Annotated in this window: 12 protein-coding genes; 2 read left to right on the top strand and 10 right to left on the bottom strand. The window is 39.9% G+C overall.

What is annotated here, in order from left to right:
• Positions 1 to 49: 49 nt before the first annotated feature.
• Entirely contained in the window at positions 50 to 2,314 is a 2,265-nt protein-coding gene (locus QZT73_RS16655; protein ID WP_291785038.1) for a BamA/TamA family outer membrane protein, read from the bottom strand.
• A 23-nt stretch (positions 2,315 to 2,337) separates the two neighbouring features.
• Positions 2,338 to 7,152: a translocation/assembly module TamB gene (locus QZT73_RS16650; protein WP_291789366.1), complete on the bottom strand. Its 4,815-nt coding sequence runs from the start codon at positions 7,150 to 7,152 to the stop codon at positions 2,338 to 2,340.
• 338 nt (positions 7,153 to 7,490) lie between these two features.
• Between QZT73_RS16650 and QZT73_RS16645 the strand changes: the two genes are divergently transcribed.
• Both QZT73_RS16645 and QZT73_RS16640 read left to right on the top strand, forming a co-directional pair.
• Entirely contained in the window at positions 7,491 to 7,769 is a 279-nt protein-coding gene (locus QZT73_RS16645) for a hypothetical protein (protein ID WP_291785042.1), read from the top strand.
• Between the two features lie 204 nt (positions 7,770 to 7,973).
• Positions 7,974 to 8,423, top strand: coding sequence for a GNAT family N-acetyltransferase (locus QZT73_RS16640; RefSeq protein ID WP_291785044.1), 450 nt, complete (start codon positions 7,974 to 7,976; stop codon positions 8,421 to 8,423).
• A 10-nt stretch (positions 8,424 to 8,433) separates the two neighbouring features.
• On the opposite strand, the gene QZT73_RS16635 is transcribed toward QZT73_RS16640, so the two are convergent.
• From QZT73_RS16635 to QZT73_RS16600, 8 genes are all read right to left on the bottom strand, one after another.
• Positions 8,434 to 9,204: a LexA family transcriptional regulator gene (locus QZT73_RS16635; protein WP_291785046.1), complete on the bottom strand. Its 771-nt coding sequence runs from the start codon at positions 9,202 to 9,204 to the stop codon at positions 8,434 to 8,436.
• Positions 9,205 to 9,215: 11 nt separating this feature from the next.
• Complete coding sequence (locus QZT73_RS16630; RefSeq protein WP_291785047.1) at positions 9,216 to 9,473, bottom strand: hypothetical protein; 258 nt, start codon at positions 9,471 to 9,473, stop codon at positions 9,216 to 9,218.
• 144 nt (positions 9,474 to 9,617) lie between these two features.
• Complete coding sequence (locus QZT73_RS16625; RefSeq protein ID WP_291785049.1) at positions 9,618 to 10,595, bottom strand: hypothetical protein; 978 nt, start codon at positions 10,593 to 10,595, stop codon at positions 9,618 to 9,620.
• A 62-nt stretch (positions 10,596 to 10,657) separates the two neighbouring features.
• Positions 10,658 to 12,022, bottom strand: coding sequence for a hypothetical protein (locus QZT73_RS16620; protein ID WP_291789363.1), 1,365 nt, complete (start codon positions 12,020 to 12,022; stop codon positions 10,658 to 10,660).
• A 25-nt stretch (positions 12,023 to 12,047) separates the two neighbouring features.
• The gene (locus tag QZT73_RS16615; protein WP_291785052.1) at positions 12,048 to 14,834 is read right to left on the bottom strand and encodes a TonB-dependent receptor; all 2,787 of its coding nucleotides are present in this window, start codon (positions 14,832 to 14,834) and stop codon (positions 12,048 to 12,050) included.
• Between the two features lie 150 nt (positions 14,835 to 14,984).
• Positions 14,985 to 16,640 (bottom strand): hypothetical protein, encoded by a 1,656-nt coding sequence (locus QZT73_RS16610; RefSeq protein ID WP_291785054.1) that lies wholly within the window; start codon positions 16,638 to 16,640, stop codon positions 14,985 to 14,987.
• A gap of 306 nt (positions 16,641 to 16,946) precedes the next feature.
• Positions 16,947 to 17,309: a DUF2200 domain-containing protein gene (locus tag QZT73_RS16605; RefSeq protein ID WP_291789361.1), complete on the bottom strand. Its 363-nt coding sequence runs from the start codon at positions 17,307 to 17,309 to the stop codon at positions 16,947 to 16,949.
• A gap of 121 nt (positions 17,310 to 17,430) precedes the next feature.
• Positions 17,431 to 18,477: hypothetical protein (locus tag QZT73_RS16600; RefSeq protein WP_291789359.1), on the bottom strand; the 1,047-nt coding region annotated here is incomplete at its 5' end.

Raw genomic sequence — 18,477 nt, 5'->3', positions numbered from 1 at the left:
TTGATATCTGAAATCAACTTCAACCCATATGCTTACAAAATGATATTTTTTAAAAAGGATACCCAATCGCAAAATTCAATACCAAATTTTCTCTTCGCCAGTCACTTTCCCCTATACTCAAGCGCTCAATCCAACGCTCTTCTTCCCTCAGCCAAGGCTTTCTTACAGGAACTGCCAAATCCAGTCTTAGGACAAAGATCTGAATATCTACCCTGAACCCAAATCCAGCTCCTACTGCCAGTTCCTCTGCCCAACGATTTGTAAATCGACCTCCGGGAAGGGCTTCATTTTCATTGTAAAGCCAAACGTTACCTGCATCTACGAAAAAAGCCCCTTTAAGGTACTTATTGAAAGGAAAGCGGTATTCCATATTTCCTTCCAGTCTGATATCTCCTGCCTGATCAAAAAATCCTCCGGTACCGATACTTTGTGGAACAAAAGTTCCTGGTCCCAAAGCACGGATCCTAAATGCCCTTACGCTGCGGGGGCCTCCTGCGAAATATTGCTTGACAAAGGGAAGGGAAAGTGAGTTGCCCAAAGGAGCCCCCAGTCCGGCAAAAAGTCTGGTCACAAAAATATTTTCTTTTGTAAATCTCCTGTAGTACCTTAAATCTACATCTCCCTTGAGGTATTGGGCAAATTCCAAGCCCAAAAAGGAATTGGGATTTTCAGCGCCAAAGACATTATTCAATCCCTTCAACATATTTCCCGCCAAGTCCACAGTGGCGCCAAAGAATATCGCATTTTTCCTATCCTCATCCACCAATTGGTTGAAATTAAAAGTATAATTCATCCCGGAGATAAACTGCTGCTCAAAACTCCTCCTTAAGAAAGGATTGGCATTCAATATTTCATCAAAAGCAGGAGTTGTTCTGGCCAGGTTGACTATACTCAAGCTGATGGGATTAAATTCATGGTAAACATATTTATTCACATTCCAAAAGTACCCAAAGGAGGCATTGTTGGAATAAAGTAGGTACAGGTCAGTTCTGTTTTGGTATTCATACCCGAGGCTTATCCTGGTTTTTGGAATCGAGAATCTGAACCTATCAGACCAGGGGCCAGGAAAGATCACTCTTGGAAAAACCAAGGAAGCACTAAGGCCCAATTCTATGGATTGCAATGCATCCCTACTTCCGGAAGCGATCTGGGTTTCATATCCAAACCTACCTGTAAGGTTAAAAACTTCTCCTCCATTGAAAATATTTCTGTTTTGATAATTTAAAATCAAAGCCGGGCCGACAAAACTATTGGATTTGGTCACCCCTTGAAGCTCTGCTCTTACACCTCTTCTATTGAGTGGTGATAACATGATATTGGCATTGAGGGGATAGGTTCCATCTTCTTTCAAAAGACTATCTGCTTCCTCATAGGCTATATTTACATACCTGAAGTTACCGATATTGGAAAGTCTATTTGATGTCAGTCTGGATATCTGCGGATTAAATTTGTTTCCTTCTTTAAACAAAATGTATTTTTCCAACAGATCAGGTTTAAAAATTTCCGGACTTTGGATAAAATCGATATTGTTGACCCTGACTGTATCTCCTTCCCCATTGTCGAGATGAAGGTTAAAGTTTGGATAGACCCTGATATTTTCCAAAGTGTGTGGGTGCATGGATTTGGCCGGGGTATTGCTTTTTAGCCTGAGATAAAGGTCAAACTTCCTGGAATCGTATTGATTGGTATCTGCTTCAAAAATCAATAAGTCCGAATTGAAAAAATAATAACCTTTTCCTTTCAAGACCTGATCAATCCTTTCTCTTTCTTTCTTCAAAAGATCCAGGTCCAACCGGCTTCCCTTGACCAAGAGGGTGTTTTCTATCTGACTTTGGATATCCTGCATAATAGGTAGGGAATCCTCCAGCAGTCGATAATTCTCCAATAAATAAGGTGCTGTAAAACCCACCTTATATGCCAATGAGGCAAACTTTCCCCTTTCTTCGATTTCATAGGAGGCATTTGAAAAAAAGAAACCCTTGTTTTCAAGCCTGTTTAACAAGATCCCTGCAGTCCTCTCAGGCATCACCTGACTTAAGTAAACCGGCTTTTCTCCGAATTTTTTATTTAAAAAGCGATTGATGAATCCCGGCTTTTCTTTGCTTCCTTTATAATATGCCCATAGACCAAAACGCATCCCCAAAACCTTGCTGTTTGGAGAAGGCCTGAGCAATTTTTCGAGATCATTTTGGATTTCTGAAAGGCTCCTTTTATCCAATTCAGCCTCCAAATCAACCGCTGCACCGGTATACAAATGTTCTCCTTCAGGTATGAATTTTTTGACATTACAGGAATAAAACAGTAATGAAGCCATTAGCCCTATGTAAATTTTATTCCTCATCGGTTTTCTTCCTCTTCTGTAATTACTTCTTCCAACTCTTCCCTTTGGGGCACTGCCTCTAATTTCTTTAAAGGCATAAACAATTCTTTGAAAGCATTAAATTCCTTATTGAAAATCAAACTGATCCCTGTGACAACCAACTGTCCATCGATTACAGATTCGAACTGATTTCTCCTATAGGCTTTAGCCCTCCATTGTCCCCTGCTGTCCAGGAGGTATTCCACGCTGACATCCCCAAACAATGCATCTCCCTGATTCACTTCGCGGTCCCCGCCGTCTACATCTACTTGACCTCCAACAGAAATAACCAGACGGTCATCCATCAAAGTCTGCCTTGCCGCCACGCTGAGTTGTGTCCTGTCCTGGGGGTCCCCGGATTGGTAATCGGTATATGCATCCAAATCCAAATCTAAGGAAAAGCCTGTTTCTCCAAACAAGCGGTCGGATAAGGCATTCATCTGAGAAGAGAGTACCTGACTCACACTCGACCGGGCCAGATTGACCGACCCTCCTGAGGAGCCGTCACTACCGGTCATAGGGAAGAACTGGTTAAGCACCAACAAAGAAAATACCTGCTTGGTAAGTTCGTCTTCACTTTCGTTGACCTGTTGTAGCATGCTATAAACTGAACCTCCGAAAGCACCTCTTTCCTGCTCGGGCATATCCAGTTCAAAGGAAATTTCCGGATTTATAATTTCCCCTCCGACTTTGAGGTAAACCCTAAATGGGAGCACCTGTCTGAACTGCCCCCTTGTTTCTGTATCTATTCCACTCAACTGGGCCTGCATCAATTGTGCTGCTGATGTTCGGACATTGTATATAGCTTGTAAGTTAAGATTGGCATCCAATGGATCACCATTCCAGGAAACAAAACTACCTTCTGCCAGCTCAAAACGCCTGTTGACAAGTCCAAAAAGATTCAATTCATAATGACCACTATTTACCTCATACCTACCAGAAAGGGAAATGTCACCGCTGGGATTCATTAAAAGATTGAGATCTGCTTCACCTTGTAATCTCAAATTATCCCCTGTCCTTTCATCCACAATCAGGTTAAAAACAGTTTGGGGGTCAATCTGCAGATTGGCCCGCACATCGTAGCCTGTGAGGCCCTTAGTAGTCATGTCCATTTCTCTTTGGTAAAGAAGATCATATGGATCTTGGTGATTCACAAATATGACCACACCTGTCCGCTCAATCAGATCCAATTGGCTTTCAGGAACGATAAAACTCACATTGGTCCCCCTATTGACTTTTAAATTCACGTCAATCTCAGGCAGATCAAGTGAACCCTTGACAGTCATGTCCAAGTCCACATTAGCTTTCCCGAAAAACAGATCAGAATCAGCACGGGTAGAATTGAGCACCTGAAACTCTTTGGTATTAAGTTTCAGATCAAAACCAATATTGGAAAAATCAGGGGTATTGATTCTCCCGTCTACAACAAACCGCTGATCAGATTCATCCTTAATGGTAAACTTGTCCAACAATAAACCTGAGTTATCCATTTTAATGGTTTCTTTACTCATCAAAAAACGATTATTCAATTCAGATGCCACAAAAGCCACCTCATTAAACAACAATGTTCCATTGTAAACGGGCTCATTTAATGCGCCCTTTAGCTGAAAATCTCCTGAAATGAAACCCTGACTATCCCTGATCAATCCATTGGCCAGTTGCTCAAACAATGCCATCTTAAGGGCATTCAGGGTCAACTGCATATCAATTATAGAACCCGCTGCATCTGATAGAAAACTACCGATCAGGTCTATGTCTACCAAGCCTTCTTTTAAAGAAAGAAAAAGAGAATATTCCTGCAGTGATTCGGCTTCCGCATTCAACATAAGATTTCCAAGGGCCAAATCTAAAATTTTAATCCCTTCAACCTTTAAATCCGCCAAGAGCCCAAGGGCTCCAAAGGGCTGGATAACCACCAAATCACCATTGGCCTTACCTGCTATCAATTTTTCATCGGGGTTCAAAAACCCAAAAAAAGTAATGAGCTCAAAATTTTCCATTTCTATCCCCACGTGCTCTTCTCCTATACCAGAAATCTGATGGCTGAAGTAGATACTTTGGCCATTTCTGGAAAAAGAGAAGTCATTAAAGGTTAATAAGTCAGGTGCATAAACCATTTGGTTACCAGATGGGATTTGCCAGGTTTGCCTATTAAATATCAAATTCTCAGGGATGATACTATAGTTGATAGTATCCCCATTGATTGCAAGTAGAGACTTCACATCCAACAAAACTCCGGAATCGTCCTCTGAAAAAAAGTTAAAGCTTAAACTATTTTGTTGGTAATTTCCTGAAACAGAAGTCAGCCCCATATCCAAAGGAGATAGGGAAAAACCCTGAAAGCCTAGACCAAATGAAAGTTTAGTGGCATTACCATCAATATGCACAAAAAAGCTATCCAAAGTGGCCTGACCATATTCGGTCATTGGCAACATCAGGTCAAAATCAACCTGCTTCTTCCCGGCATCAAAACCAAAATCCAAGCGCATGGTGTCTAGGTCTTGTATTCCCGCCACCAGCAACTGATCTATAAAAGGTGTAGGATAGAACCTTAGTTTTGCATTGGCTTTTACCTTATGATCCAGATCTAAAATATCCTCCTCCTGCTCTGCGAAAAAACTATTGAAATAATGCTGAATAGAGGTGTTAAATTCATCCAAAGAACTATCCGCAGAAAAATCAACTTTCAAAAAATCCGATTGGATTTTTAGACTTGTAACAAAATCAGCTAATCGGGCCTCAAATAACATATCCCCAATAGGGTAAGCCCTTCTATCCAATAAAAACTGCCCATCGGCTAAATTTACTGATACTTGAAGATCATCTAGAGATCCGTCAACCTTGCCTACAACCTGCATTCTGGCATTGATGTCCTGTTGGGTAAGTTTCAGGTCCATGGTCTGCAGGTTTTTTAAATCCAAATGAAAATTGAGACTTGGGTGCAAACTGTCCAGACTCATATTTGCCATTAGGTCAAAATCAAGGAATTCCTCATCAAAAGACATTCCTATATGCAATGCAGTGTCTTTGGCTGACAAACCCAGTTCCAATGCAGAAAAATCAAATTCATTCCACATAAGCCGATCAAAAGACATCTGAAATAGACCCTCCACATCATAAAGACCAGAACCGGAACCTTCTAAAGAGGCCGTCAAACTCAAGGGTTCCAAGTCTTCAATTTGAAGAATTTTCCCTAAATCAAAATTTTCCAGGGACAATTTGGAAGCTATTTGATAAAGCCCCTTTTCCCTGAATTGAAGGTCCATGGAAACATCACCATCTGAAGTCTTTAACTTCATGTCTGCTATTAGGTTATCTAAAGCACCTTTTCCTGTGAGATTCAGTGAAAAATCATCCGGTAATTGATAATCCTGCCCCTGCAAAAAAGGAAGTACATCCTCTTTTTTGCTATTGAATTGAACTTGGGAAATATCGAATCGGAATTTTTCCATATCCATCACCTCCTCCAAATAAATTTCTTCTACCAGCAAGGAGGTGTTTTCACCATATTTCAGCTCTAAATTAGGGATAGTGAATGCAGATAAATTTCCTTCAAGCTTGCCTCCTAACTTTATTCCCTTTTCCATCAATTCCTTGAAGAAAAGTTCATTTTTGAGTTCGGGCTGAAAATAGAGCAATTCTGAGGCATTTGTGGAAAATTGCTTCAAATCCAAGGTAAACGTTGTGTTTTCAAATTGCTCGACCAGGGCATTCAGATTGTCAAAATTTAAGTTGATCTCGGTCTCCAAATTGGTTTCTGGAGTCTGAACTTTAAAATCTTTTAAAGCGAAGGCTATTGGATCCAAAGAGAATATTCCTTTTGTTTGGAGCAGTTCAAATCCACTGGCTTCGCGGAAACTCAAATCATCCAAAACAAGAAATGCATCCTGTTCAAACATTGAAATGGCATGGGCTGAAAAATTGAACTTTTCCAAGCCCATGGCTTCAGCATTAAAAAGGCCTGCTGCTGGCAATTGCCCATCAACAGAAAAAGCGAATTGGTTATTTTCCAGATCAATATTTCCTATCTCGATCCACCAGTCCGGTAAGCGGAGCTCCGATGCAGCTTGCTTTTCTGTTATTTGGGAAGATGCATTTGGGATAGTAGTCAATTCTAATTTGGCATCAGCTTCAATAAGCTTGAAGTACTCCAAAAGTATTTTTTGATTTTCCAGGTCGGCTTCTGGCAAACTTAAAGCAAGTTCCTTCCATTTGAGCTTGGCCTGAATACCGTCAGGCTCAGAGTGGTAAGTCCAATCTGCATCCCTCACCTGCAACAAGTCCAACACCAACAAAGGAAGAGGAGCTTCATTAGTATCTTCCTGAGGTTCCGAAGAAGGAAAGGGTTTGTATTGAAAGAAGTCAATTTTAGAACGATGGATAAGTAATGTTGCCAAATCAAAGTCCATTGAATTGAGATCAAATGAATTACTGTTCAATGTTATTTTATCCCAACTGGCATTGGCTTGAATTCCCAGTACCTGATCATCATAAAATAAATCAAAGTCAAGCAGATTTATAGGTCCTATTTTCAAGTTAGGGAAATCCGAAGGTTCCGATTCCTTAGTGGAAACACTATCTTTTGGGTCTATGAAGGCATCAAGGATAAAATCAAAATTAAAGGATTGCGTCAAGCTATCCCTTTTAATATTGGCATTTAAACCTTCCCACTCAATTTTACTGACTACAATTCCATCTCCAACCAAAAGAGTCCTAAGAGAAAGACCGGTCTCCAATTTGTGAGAATAAAGTAAAGTATCTCCTTTTTGATCAGCTAAAAAAAGGCCTTCCAAATAAACATCACCTTTGAAGGTAAAAAACAGTTTTTCAATTCGGATTTCACTTTGGGTTTTTTCGGATAAAAAACTGACTGCTTTTTGTACAATTAGATCCTGACCCCAAGGGCTTCTGACAAAAATGAAAAGTCCTACCAGCAGCAGTAAAATTACTGCCAGGGTAATTCCTGTAATCTTGAAAAATTTGATAATAATCTTTTTGATAAGCTTGGCCCAATGATAACTGTTTGAAGATCAAATATACGTTTAATCAATCTTATCTCTTCATTTCTTTGGGTATAAACTATGTTAATGAAACGTAAATTGAAGGTTAATTTTTGATTAACAATCATTTAATGCCTGTAGAAAGAATTTGGAAAATGATACTTTTGAAGATGTCACAGGTATATCTAGACATCATTTTCAGTGTAATTTTCTTATTATTGAGTTATTTCTTCAGTGTTTTGGGGATAATCCATGGCTATATTCCCGGAGGAATAAAAAAAATCATGGGAAAAAAAGGGAAAATCAAAGAAGAAATCAATATCTCAAAGGTATTTGGGCTAAGCTTTATAATTGCCTCACTGCTTACCGGTTTCATGTTTTTCAATTTTATCTTACCAACCTATCAGTAATTTAGATAGCCCAAAGATTAAATTTTAAATAGCACAGTAGAATTTTTTTTCTTAAAATCTTTGGTTTCATACCAACTCAAGAATAATTTCGGAGGGCTTTTTTAATGGGATATAAATAAAACTTTTCCTATTAAATTTAGAGAAATGATTATTTTTCCTCATTTTGAAGATGGATTTACCATTTAACAATATTGCTTAAACATCATGGAATACATTATCAGAGCCTGTGAAGAAAAAGACTTGCCAGAACTCCTTGAATTGTGTGCAGCACATGCTGCATATGAGAAATCCTCCTATTCTCCTGAAGGGAAATTAGAAGGACTTCGGCAAGCTATTTTTGGCAAGCCCAAAAAACTCAATGTATGGATAGTTGAAGTTAATGGTAAAGCGGAAGGTTTTACTTCCTTTACATTCGATTTTTCTACTTGGGATGCGGCTCCATTCCTATATATGGACTGCCTTTATTTGAATGAATCTGTCAGAAGCTTGGGTATTGGAGCAGAAATCATGAACAGGATCAGGGAAGTAGCTAGAGAAAAAAACTGCACCAATATCCAATGGCAAACCCCTGAATTCAATGCACGAGCTATCAAGTTTTATGTAGGTCTTGGCAGTACGGGGAAACAAAAAATGCGTTTTTTCCTTGAGCCCTAATGCTTAACCATCAGGGCTTAAGTCTCCTGATTTCATCCTTCAATTCCAAAATCATCTGAGAGATCTCATCTAGTGTAGCTGGTTGGGATTTATCCTTAGGATTGGGGAAATCCGTACTGATAAAAGCTTTGGCTTCCCAAACCTCCAGGACATCTTCTCCCTTAATTTCATAGGGTTTGTACTGTTCATTGTCAGATACCAGAAAAAATTTACCATTCTCCTCGAGGTAGTTAAAAACACGTTTGTAAACAACCCCTTCGGTGGCGGTCACCAAAATGTAGGTCTTGCCACTTTTTATATCTTTCAATTGTTCTACATAAGAACCGATGACAATAGTCCCTGGCACGAGTGGTAACATACTATCCCCACTAAGCTCAAAGGCCCTGTACGTAGTATGTTTCGATAGATTTGGCAGCTGAAATTGGGGCAAGGACTCCATATATTCAGGGTCTGCAAAACCATTGAGATAGCCTGCTGAAGCTTTCTGGCCCACCATCGTGATCTTTTCCCTGTCCTGGGAGTCCACAGCAATTGTCAGGACTTTAATGTCTTTTTTTTGAATGGCTTTTCTACCCAATGCCTCTATATCATGGTAGAGCAGTTCTTCTAAACTTACCTGAAAGAGGTTGCACAAAACTGAAAGCCCTGAAAGTTTGGGATCAGACCTTCCATCTTCATAAGCCGAAATCATCGTCCTTTGGAGGCCTAGCTTTTCTGCAAGTTCAGATTGGGTCATTTGGGATTGAGAACGAAGATAGCGGATGTTTTTTGCAAGTACCATGATGGAATGCTTTAAGCAGAGAAAAGGTAAAAGTTATGGTCCTCTTTGATACGGTTATTCAAAGAAAAAGAATTTAAACCCGACATGGCCAACAATCTTTGATGCATTCTCTCCTGTATTTCTGCAATGATCTCTCCGACCGGCTTGGGCTCATTGGTCAAGAGGTACCCATACATGGGCTGTTGGGTGTCCTCTACGAAAAACTTAACTTGAATATTACCTGAAGGCAATGATTTTTGGGTAAAACTGATTTTATGTGCTGTTTCCATAACGTGAATGTTTACAGCATCTAATTTAATAAAGTTATTTTAAATAACATATGCATGTTAATAAAAATAACTTTATTATGTCACAAAATGTCTCACTTTAACTTCCAGTATAAAATTTAGAAGTGATTATTTGTAGTTTAAATGTTAAGGCCTTTCGCGATTGTAATAATACAACACAGGAACAATGGCATTGCTAAATTCGCTAAGGGTATAATACCCTTTGTTTTCATCAAAACAAATAGCCTCACCCTGAGGCTCTGTTGGGTTGTAGGGAGCCAATTTTGGCGTTTTCATAAACATATCCACCATGGTTTCTCCTTCATTTCTTTCCCAGTGCATGATAAATTCATATGTTTTGACAAGCATTTCTTTTCCATCCAGGGAAATATTTCCTCCTACAGCCCTGGTAAAAGGGAATTCCCCTACCCTTATGGCTTGAGAGGGAGCTTCTGTATTCTGGGGATAGGGAAGAACATATATGATAGAGAAAAAGTCCCTTTTGGTGACTAAAAACAAATCCTTGGTCCAAGGATCTAGCAATAAAGTTTCAACATCATGTCGTAATCCTTCAGGATAAGTAAAAGTAATGACTTCAATCTCTTCATTGGGAATAGATACAGTACTTCCTCTCTGCGATTCATCAAAAACCGGTTCTTTAAACCTGTATATTTTATAATTCCGATAAACACGGTTATTGTCCCCGACTTCACCCAAATAGATATAATTGAAGCCGGCTTCAGGACCTGGTCCAATTTCAATATCTTCCCAATCCCTATTAGGAATGCCTGTCAATTCATAAGCTGCAACAGTCTCCCCAGTAGCAGCATCCAATAAAAAAACCTCATTGCTGTTTCCCTTATCTTCATGGGTCCAGAGGTAACCTGAATTTACAACACTGATTACTAATCCAGAAGCTTCGATCAAATCAGATTCTCCCATCGATGTTGCCATTTCCGGAAATTTTTCGGAACGGCTGAGGCCCATTGGTAGATTGTATTCCAATTCAAAGGGTTCATGGGATTCCCAAAAATCAGCAATTGGTTTAATTCCATCATCTCCCTTATCACATCCTAAAAGGAGAAAAACCAAGAATAAAGTACAGCAAGTTTTTATTAGACGCATAGTTATGATAAAAATACAAGAAGTCGGCCAAAACAACCGACTTCCTGCTGAATTAAAATCTATTAATCTGCACCGAGGGCTCCGATAAAGGAGGAAGGAAGCGGTGTGACATATGTTTTTCCATTGACAACATATTCACTGAAGATTGGACTGAATTCAGTATTCCCTCCTTCAAGTGCGGGACTGTTAGGTTGCAATTTGAACATATCAAATAGGTTATTTACAAATTTAAGGTCTTCTAAAGCCCTAAAATTGCTAGGGGTATAATTGCCTACTGTATAGCCGACAAACAAGGGATCATTTTCTCCCACATCCCCATAAATATCCGTATCAGGAATGGTAATATTTTCATAACCTGGGATATTCATTCCAATGATACCATTGATAGGATGGAAACCTTCAACCATTTCTTCATGACTGCCAAAATAAAAATGATTTCCCCATCTCATATTGGCCATATCTGGCTCATCATCCGGTGGGAATAACCTCAAACCATATCTGCTATCCGCAACCAGATTATTGAATGATTCTCCTCTGGCACCATTTTCATAATTAAGGGAACCTCCCCTACCTGCCTGAGAGCGTCTCCAACCTGAATTGACAATGGTATTGTTATAATAATTATTATTACACTGAGGTTGGCGGCCTTTGGAATTGGCGGCTTTCAAACCATTAGTAGCAATACCATAGAAAATATTATAACAAAAATCACCTACAACCCCACTTTTGGTGTTGACAGATTCACCACCTGTTTCGCCATTGAAAGCAAACTCGCTATAAGCAATCAAGGTCTTGGCACCGTTCAAACGAATCGCATCATCCTTGGTATAGGCAATTCTTGAATGCCACATGATAAAGTTCCCTTCCGGATTAACCATATATACGGCATATCTTGGCTCACCTTCATCTATTTCACCTTCAGCCACAATGGATGAACCTCCTTCAGCAGGAGCCCCTGTAAATTCAATGGTTGTATATTCAAATACCATATCCTGGGCCTTATCAGTACCTACGATACCTCCCCATAAGCCCCTGAACATATTGTCCACGGTTCTTTTTTCCTCTTCAACCCCAATATAAATTGGAGCTGTTTCTGTTCCGTAGCAATAAAGGCTACCAGACACATTGATTTCCGGACTTCTCCCAGGTCTTCCAGATCCATCAATTATCAATGTAGTCCCTTCCAATAAGGTCAGAGACTCTCCTTCTGGAATAAATATATCTGCTGTTACCAAATAAGTTTCGTTTGGACCTAGGGTTCCGGAGACATCACCTGACAACCTTTCCAAGACTGATTCGTTATCGTCCTCTCCATCGTCAATGATATCGATGTCATCATCATCAATAAACGAATTGTCGCATGCCGCAAAAGCAAAGAACAATGCGAACAAGAAAGGTAAACTGTAATAAAACTTCATTTTTCTCATCCTTTTTTTATTTATATTTTAGTTTTTAGATGCTGTTAAATTTAAATCTTACACCAAGCCTGAAAGACTGCCAAAACTGTTCTCGTTGAACAATGGTCTCACCAGGACTATCCTGCAATGGAAAATCCAATTGTTCCGTTTTTCTAGGCTTTTTCACAAAAAGCTCATAGGGGGAGTTGAGCAGGTTATTGACCTTAAGGAATACCACCCAATTTGAAAACCTCTGCTCAATGGAGAAGTCGAGTTGGGTAAATGGCCTTGACCAGATATCCAGATCCAACCATGGGGATACGATTTCTATACGCTCTCCTGTATATACTGCCGAAAGCTGAATATCTGTGCCCGAATTTTGGTTTTTATATAGAAAACTGAGATTACCAATATGGTCTGCCTGGCCTTGAAGTGGACGTGTTTGACTTACCTCTCGGAGAATTAATTGCGAAGACTCATCGTTGGGATTTTCCCTCACCCTTTCACTCTTGATGGTTGTCAAAGAAGAGTTGGTGAATGTATAATTGGCCCGGATTCCAAACTTGTTAAAGAACTTACTAAAATCCATCTCAATACCCCAGTTAGAAGCCGTTCCTGAATTGGTTGGTGTAAGGTTACGGGGACCTGTCGTCAAAGAGGTTTGTCTTATGAGAAGCAATTCGATTGGATCTTCGATTCTTTTATAAAAAGCCCCTAACAAGAACTGCTCATTGGCCCTTGGAAAGTACTCATAGCGAATATCGAAGTTATCAGCTATGGCACGGGTAACATCAGGATTACCTTTGAAAGGAAATTCATCATCCTCATCAGAAATACCATCTACGATTTCAAAATACCCTGGCCTGTTAATTGCTTTGTAATAAGAACCCCTTAAGTTTACATCACTTTTGGGTTTGTACTTCATGCTGAAATTTGGAAGCACATCCGTATAAATCTGTGTCAGCTCGGGAATCTCAAATTGATTGGTTGTCCTGGAAACATACCCTTGATTGGTATGTTCTACTCTGGCACCTACATTGAAATCTACCTTCCCAACTTCAAGATGTGTCATCAAGTAGTAAGCACCAATCTGCTCAAAGGCATTGTAATTGAGCGCATGCCCCAAAGTTCCTGACGGATTCAGCAGTTCCCAGCTTACATCTGTAAAATCATTCCAATCAACCCCTTGATTTTGAATAGGAGGATTGGGATCAAAACGGTACCTATTGAATAGAGCTCCCCTTTCCTTATCCCTGAACATACCGCCAAATTTCACATAAGCATTGGGAAGGTTGACAAAATTAAGGTTATAGAGAAAATTAAGATGCAAAGTGAAATCCTGATCAAAATGTTTTTCCCATCTTCTCGGATTTCTTCTTTCTATATTTTGAGGCATTTCTACTCCATTGACTACACCTCCATTTCTTGAAAAAATAGCATTGTCCGGTCTTTCAAATTCAGCTCTGGAAACCAAAGCTGACCAATCCATCAAAAGCTGACCGCCCTTTAAATTATGATTCCCTTGTAAGGTTGCATTGCGGATACCACTGTAGGTGGATCTTACTCTGGATTGAAATAAGTAGGTAGCGTTGATATTGTCAGGAGAAATGTCCCTATCACTGCTGATCATTTCCCTTGCCTCGAAGTCGTTCAAGGTGAAATCAGCCAAGTACAAGCTCAAACTATGGTTCCTATTGATCTGGTAATCAACCTTGGAATGGATACCCATACGGAACTGCTGAATGGAGGTCTGTCTCTCCTGGTAACTGGACAAAGAAGGTCTTCCAGTTCCTAAAGGATCCACATCGATTTTGTACCAATCCCGGTCCGCTCCTCTAAATGAATTTTGCACTGAGGCTCCAAGCATAACCCCAAGCTTACCACCCATGTAGCGGTTACCGATAGTCAATCCTCCAAATATATCAGGTAGCGGATTTATAGGCCTGATGATAATATTTTCAGTAGAAAAGTCATCCATGTTAGCCTCATATCTTCTGCCAAACCTTTCTCCTGGAGACAGTCTGTTTTCTGTACTTCTATCATAACTATAAAAAGGGCGGTTAAAGTGGATGGCATTGTAACCCAATTGAAAATCTGCATTGATTTCAAACTCATCTGGTGCACTTTTCATTACCAAATTGACCGAACCACCAATGGCATCACCTTCCATATCCGGCGTCAAACTTTTGGCTACTTCCAGTCGCTCCAGCATTTGGGCAGGGAAAATATCCAAAGGCACATATCGATTTCTGTTGTCGGGAGAAGGGATTTTCACCCCATTGACCAAGGTATAATTGTACCTCTTATCCATACCCCGGACTATCGCATATTGGGGATCTCCACTTGCGTTTCTTTCTATAGAAAGTCCGGATACACGTTGCACCACATTGGCCACCGTGATATCAGGAGACAATTCAATGGATTTAGCACTAACCACATTGATGGTATTTTTGGCCATCTGTTCCAGTTTTCTGGCTTGTGCATCAGTACCTCTATTGGCCACTCCCATAATCACAACCTCTCCCAAGACCTGACTGTCGGTATCCATCACCACGTCCCTACGAATAGGTTCATTGGATACTTCTAACCTTTCGGAAAAGGGTTTGAAACCAATAAAACTGATTTCTAGTGTATATGTACCAGAGGGAACATTTTGCCAGGAAAATGATCCATCTAGTCCCGCTATGGCATTGTAGTTATCCGATGTGTTTTTCAGCAGAATTACTGCACCTATTAAAGGTTCTTTGTTATCATCGAAAACTGTTCCCCTGACTTGCACCTGAGCAAAGACCAATGGGCATAAGAGGAACCATAGAAATGTCAGAAATATTATTCTTCTCACCGTTGAAACGAATTGTAGTGGCCAATAATTGACCATCTTGTATATACAGCAATCATTAAGAAATGGTATTTTCTTCAAAACTTGACTCAAAAGCTGGACTGCAATACGTTCATTACAGCCCAACTTCCGGCAAGTCATGGATGGTAATCATCAGTCGCAATCGTCAAAGGAAAATGTTCCTGACCACTCTATTTCTCCATCAGGGAAAACTCCCACATATGAGGAAATTAGACAAAGGTCCTCGATATCATTATTTTGTAAATCAAGAGACAACTTGTTGTCATATTTGATGGATAATTCTTCTGTGAAGGCTCCTTTTTCAAAAGCTTTGGCAAGTGGAGCAATCGAGGTAATACCTGTATTTCTGATATTGCATTCTACCAACTGATCAAAATTTTCGAACATCTCAAATTGCTCATCGGTAAGCGCTGTGTTTCTCAAACTGATGTAATAGAGGTTTACAAATGGAGCAATGATCTCTGGATTAGTAATACCATTTCCACTTCCAGCTCTGTTTAAATTTAGATACTGTAATTGAGTCATTCCTTCTAATGGAGAAATATCGGTGACTGCTGTTTGCCTTAGGTTCAGGAAAACCAGTTTATCCATTCCGTTTAAGGCTGAAATATCTTCTACATTTCCACAACCTTGCGCGTTAAAAACTTCTAAGTTGATCGCTTTTTCCAGTCCTGAAAGGGATGCCACTTCTGAACCCGATATACTAAGATTAGTAAGATCTTTAATTGTTTCTTCCGTCAATTCAGAAGGTTCGGTCATACCAAGAGTGTTGAGAATAAAAACAAGCAACTCCTCATCTTCTATAAATTCATGTTCACCAGCCACAGGTCCAGCAGCATCACAATTATTGAAATCTCCAGCTACTGCAGACCATTCCAATTCTCCTTCAGGGAAGTTATCAACCCATTGCTTTATCACACATAGGTTAGTAATGGAATTGTTCTGAAGGTCCAAAGAAATTTTGTTACCATACAGATCAGATAGTTCCTGGGTAAAAGCGCCCGCTTCAAAAATTGGAACCAGAAAGGAAATATCAGTAATACCGGTATTTCTAATATTTGATTCTACCATTTGGGTTTTATTGGCAAAGATCTCCGCCATGAGCTCATCCCCTACCTCTGTATTTCTCAAACTCAAATAATACAGCTTATCCATAGGAATGGTAATTTCTGGATTGCTGATTCCATTTCCACCACCTGCACGGTTAAGGTTCAAAAACAACAGTTGTGTCATACCTTCCAAAGGAGCGATATCTGCAACATCAGTCTCGCGCAAGTTGATGTGTGTAAGCGTATTTTTCCCCTGTAAAGCAGATATATTTGCTACGGCAGTATTTTGAAAATCGATATTTTCTATCATTTGAAGGGGCGCTAAAAAAGACAAAGTGGTTGGCATCAAAGCATCCCTCATATCCAATTGCTTCAACTTTTCTAGGCTTGAGATCGGACTAAGGTCATCGACTTCAATACTTCTAGCCAACAAAATCTCCAAATTCTCCGCCTCTTCCAATCCGTTCAGAGAAGCAACAATAGTGTTACTGATATTCAATTCGGTCAATTGCAATATTCTTCCTTTAGTCAATTCAGAAGGGTTGCTGATGTTCAATTCTTCCATAAGAATCTCCAACAGTTCGGAATCCTCGATTTCAATGACTTCAGCGCTTGGATCTGGATCTGGGTCCGGAAGCGGATCCACCTCATCCTGACAAGCAGTAAATAGAAATAATCCAAGGCTTAGCATCAAAAAGGGCTGAGCCAATTCTTTTAAGAATGTAGTGTTTTTCATCATGCTTTTAAAGTTTTAGCAATCGTGATTTTGTGTTTCTGATGTTGCGAACCTATACCTTCAAAATAAAAAATGCCAAATTGAATGGGGATTGTAACAGAATGATAATACCTAGGTAAGGTTTTCTTAACCTACATTAGCTTAATCTTAACTTTATATTAACACAGGTGATAAATTTCAGAGCAGAAATTTATAGTTAGCTTTTAAAGATAAAATAGAAAATGTTATCGAAATTCAGGTACCTAAAGTGTCTATATGAAAAAGATTTTCAGGCTAAAAAAGTTGAATTTATTCGAATATTTGGGGTAACTAATTTCGGAGAATCTTTTCCATCTTCCTGCCTTTAGCCAATTCATCTACCAGTTTATCCAAATACCTTACTTTTTGGGTCAAAGGATTATTTATTTCTTCAATCCGATAGCCACAGATAACTCCTGTAATCAAATGGGCATTAGGGTTCAAATTGGCCTGATCAAAAAAATCCTGGAAAGTTGCCTTTTCATCAATAAGCCTTTGCAGCACTTGGTCATCAAAACCCGTCAACCAAGAAATCACAGTATGCAATTCCTCTTTTGTCCGGCCTTTTCTTTCCACTTTGCTGACGTAATGGGGATATACGGAGGCAAAAGTCATTTTGGCTATCCGTTCGTCATGTTCTGGTGTGGTTTGCATGTCTAGGTTCTTTTTGAGGTTAGTCAACAATCTCCTTTCAACTTAGGTATGTTTTTGATAAGATCATAAGGTAATTTATCATTTCAGTCCATTTTTTGACCTTTGATACCAATGATATTACTCAATGCCAAACTTTCATATGCTCAGCATGCGTAGAAAGATAGGAACCAGGCTGATAATATTTGTCATAAAATTCAGTATCCAGATGGACTGCCTGAACAAATCCATTCATCACAACGGTACTGAAAGTACCCGGGAATTTGCCATGCTTCTTATAAATGTATTGAGCCACTTCGGAAAGGCAATCCACGAATTCATCATTATATGGAGTAATACCCTTTCTAATCGATGCTGATTCCTTCCATGGCCCCCTGCTATGATGGGCATATGCCCCATCAGGACCAAACTTACGCGTCACAAATGCTTCTACTGCTGTACGCATATCCGAAAACCAAGGTGGGCATAAAGCTTCATAGACACCTTTAAGACCTACCGGGTTGGGGACGGTCCATTGCTCATTTCGCACAAAAGTAAATCCCATACCATTTATTCCCTGTTCTTCGAATGCTCCAAGGATAGACCAACGGTTCATCCCATTGAAATAAAGTCCTCCTAATCCCATTGCCTGAAGGGTAAGGACCATATTATGGCACATAAAGGCCAGTTCGGAGCAATTGGCCTCATAGGCCATCTGATGCAGCACAGAAAGAGGGGTTCGTTTATTTTCATTCAACAATCCACTTTCAATAAAAGGCTTTAAATTACCTGCTGTCGTCCCCATATCATCATCCATTATGATGTTGCCATTGCTTATGGCCATACTAAGGAGAGCCAGGACCTGTTCACTGGCATCACCAATAGGCATAAATAAGGTAGAGCCTGGCGTATTGGCCATCCAAAGGTTGGGTTCAAGCATATGAGGAGGAGCAGCGGGTAAGTCAAGCCTCTCATTGGAAAGTTGGGTGGTATGCTTCCTGCAAACATCCATGATACTTTGTGTGGAATTGGCCAAATCCTCTCCCAACTCAGTAATGGCTGAAGGCTCTACATCCCTGGTATTGGTAATGTAGGTACCCTTGTCATCCGTATACAGCATGGCAGGAGTACCGAAACCTCCTGCCGTAGGAAAAGTTCTACCTGTAAGCCTATGGGTATAATGGGCATGTTC

The organism is Cecembia sp. (genome assembly GCF_007126775.1).
Classification (GTDB): Bacteria; Bacteroidota; Bacteroidia; order Cytophagales; family Cyclobacteriaceae; genus Cecembia.
The sequence above is the reverse complement of the archived record's forward strand: the minus strand, read 5'-3'. Positions and strand labels throughout refer to the sequence as shown.

What these genes read in the sequence shown, in the direction of transcription:
- QZT73_RS16655 (WP_291785038.1), bottom strand. Translation starts at nt 2,314, where the DNA reads ATGGCTTCATTACTGTTTTATTCCTGTAATGTCAAAAAATTCATACCT.
- QZT73_RS16645 (WP_291785042.1), top strand. Translation starts at nt 7,491, where the DNA reads ATGCCTGTAGAAAGAATTTGGAAAATGATACTTTTGAAGATGTCACAG.
- QZT73_RS16640 (WP_291785044.1), top strand. Translation starts at nt 7,974, where the DNA reads ATGGAATACATTATCAGAGCCTGTGAAGAAAAAGACTTGCCAGAACTC.
- QZT73_RS16635 (WP_291785046.1), bottom strand. Translation starts at nt 9,204, where the DNA reads ATGGTACTTGCAAAAAACATCCGCTATCTTCGTTCTCAATCCCAAATG.
- QZT73_RS16630 (WP_291785047.1), bottom strand. Translation starts at nt 9,473, where the DNA reads ATGGAAACAGCACATAAAATCAGTTTTACCCAAAAATCATTGCCTTCA.
- QZT73_RS16625 (WP_291785049.1), bottom strand. Translation starts at nt 10,595, where the DNA reads ATGCGTCTAATAAAAACTTGCTGTACTTTATTCTTGGTTTTTCTCCTT.
- QZT73_RS16620 (WP_291789363.1), bottom strand. Translation starts at nt 12,022, where the DNA reads ATGAGAAAAATGAAGTTTTATTACAGTTTACCTTTCTTGTTCGCATTG.
- QZT73_RS16610 (WP_291785054.1), bottom strand. Translation starts at nt 16,640, where the DNA reads ATGATGAAAAACACTACATTCTTAAAAGAATTGGCTCAGCCCTTTTTG.
- QZT73_RS16605 (WP_291789361.1), bottom strand. Translation starts at nt 17,309, where the DNA reads ATGCAAACCACACCAGAACATGACGAACGGATAGCCAAAATGACTTTT.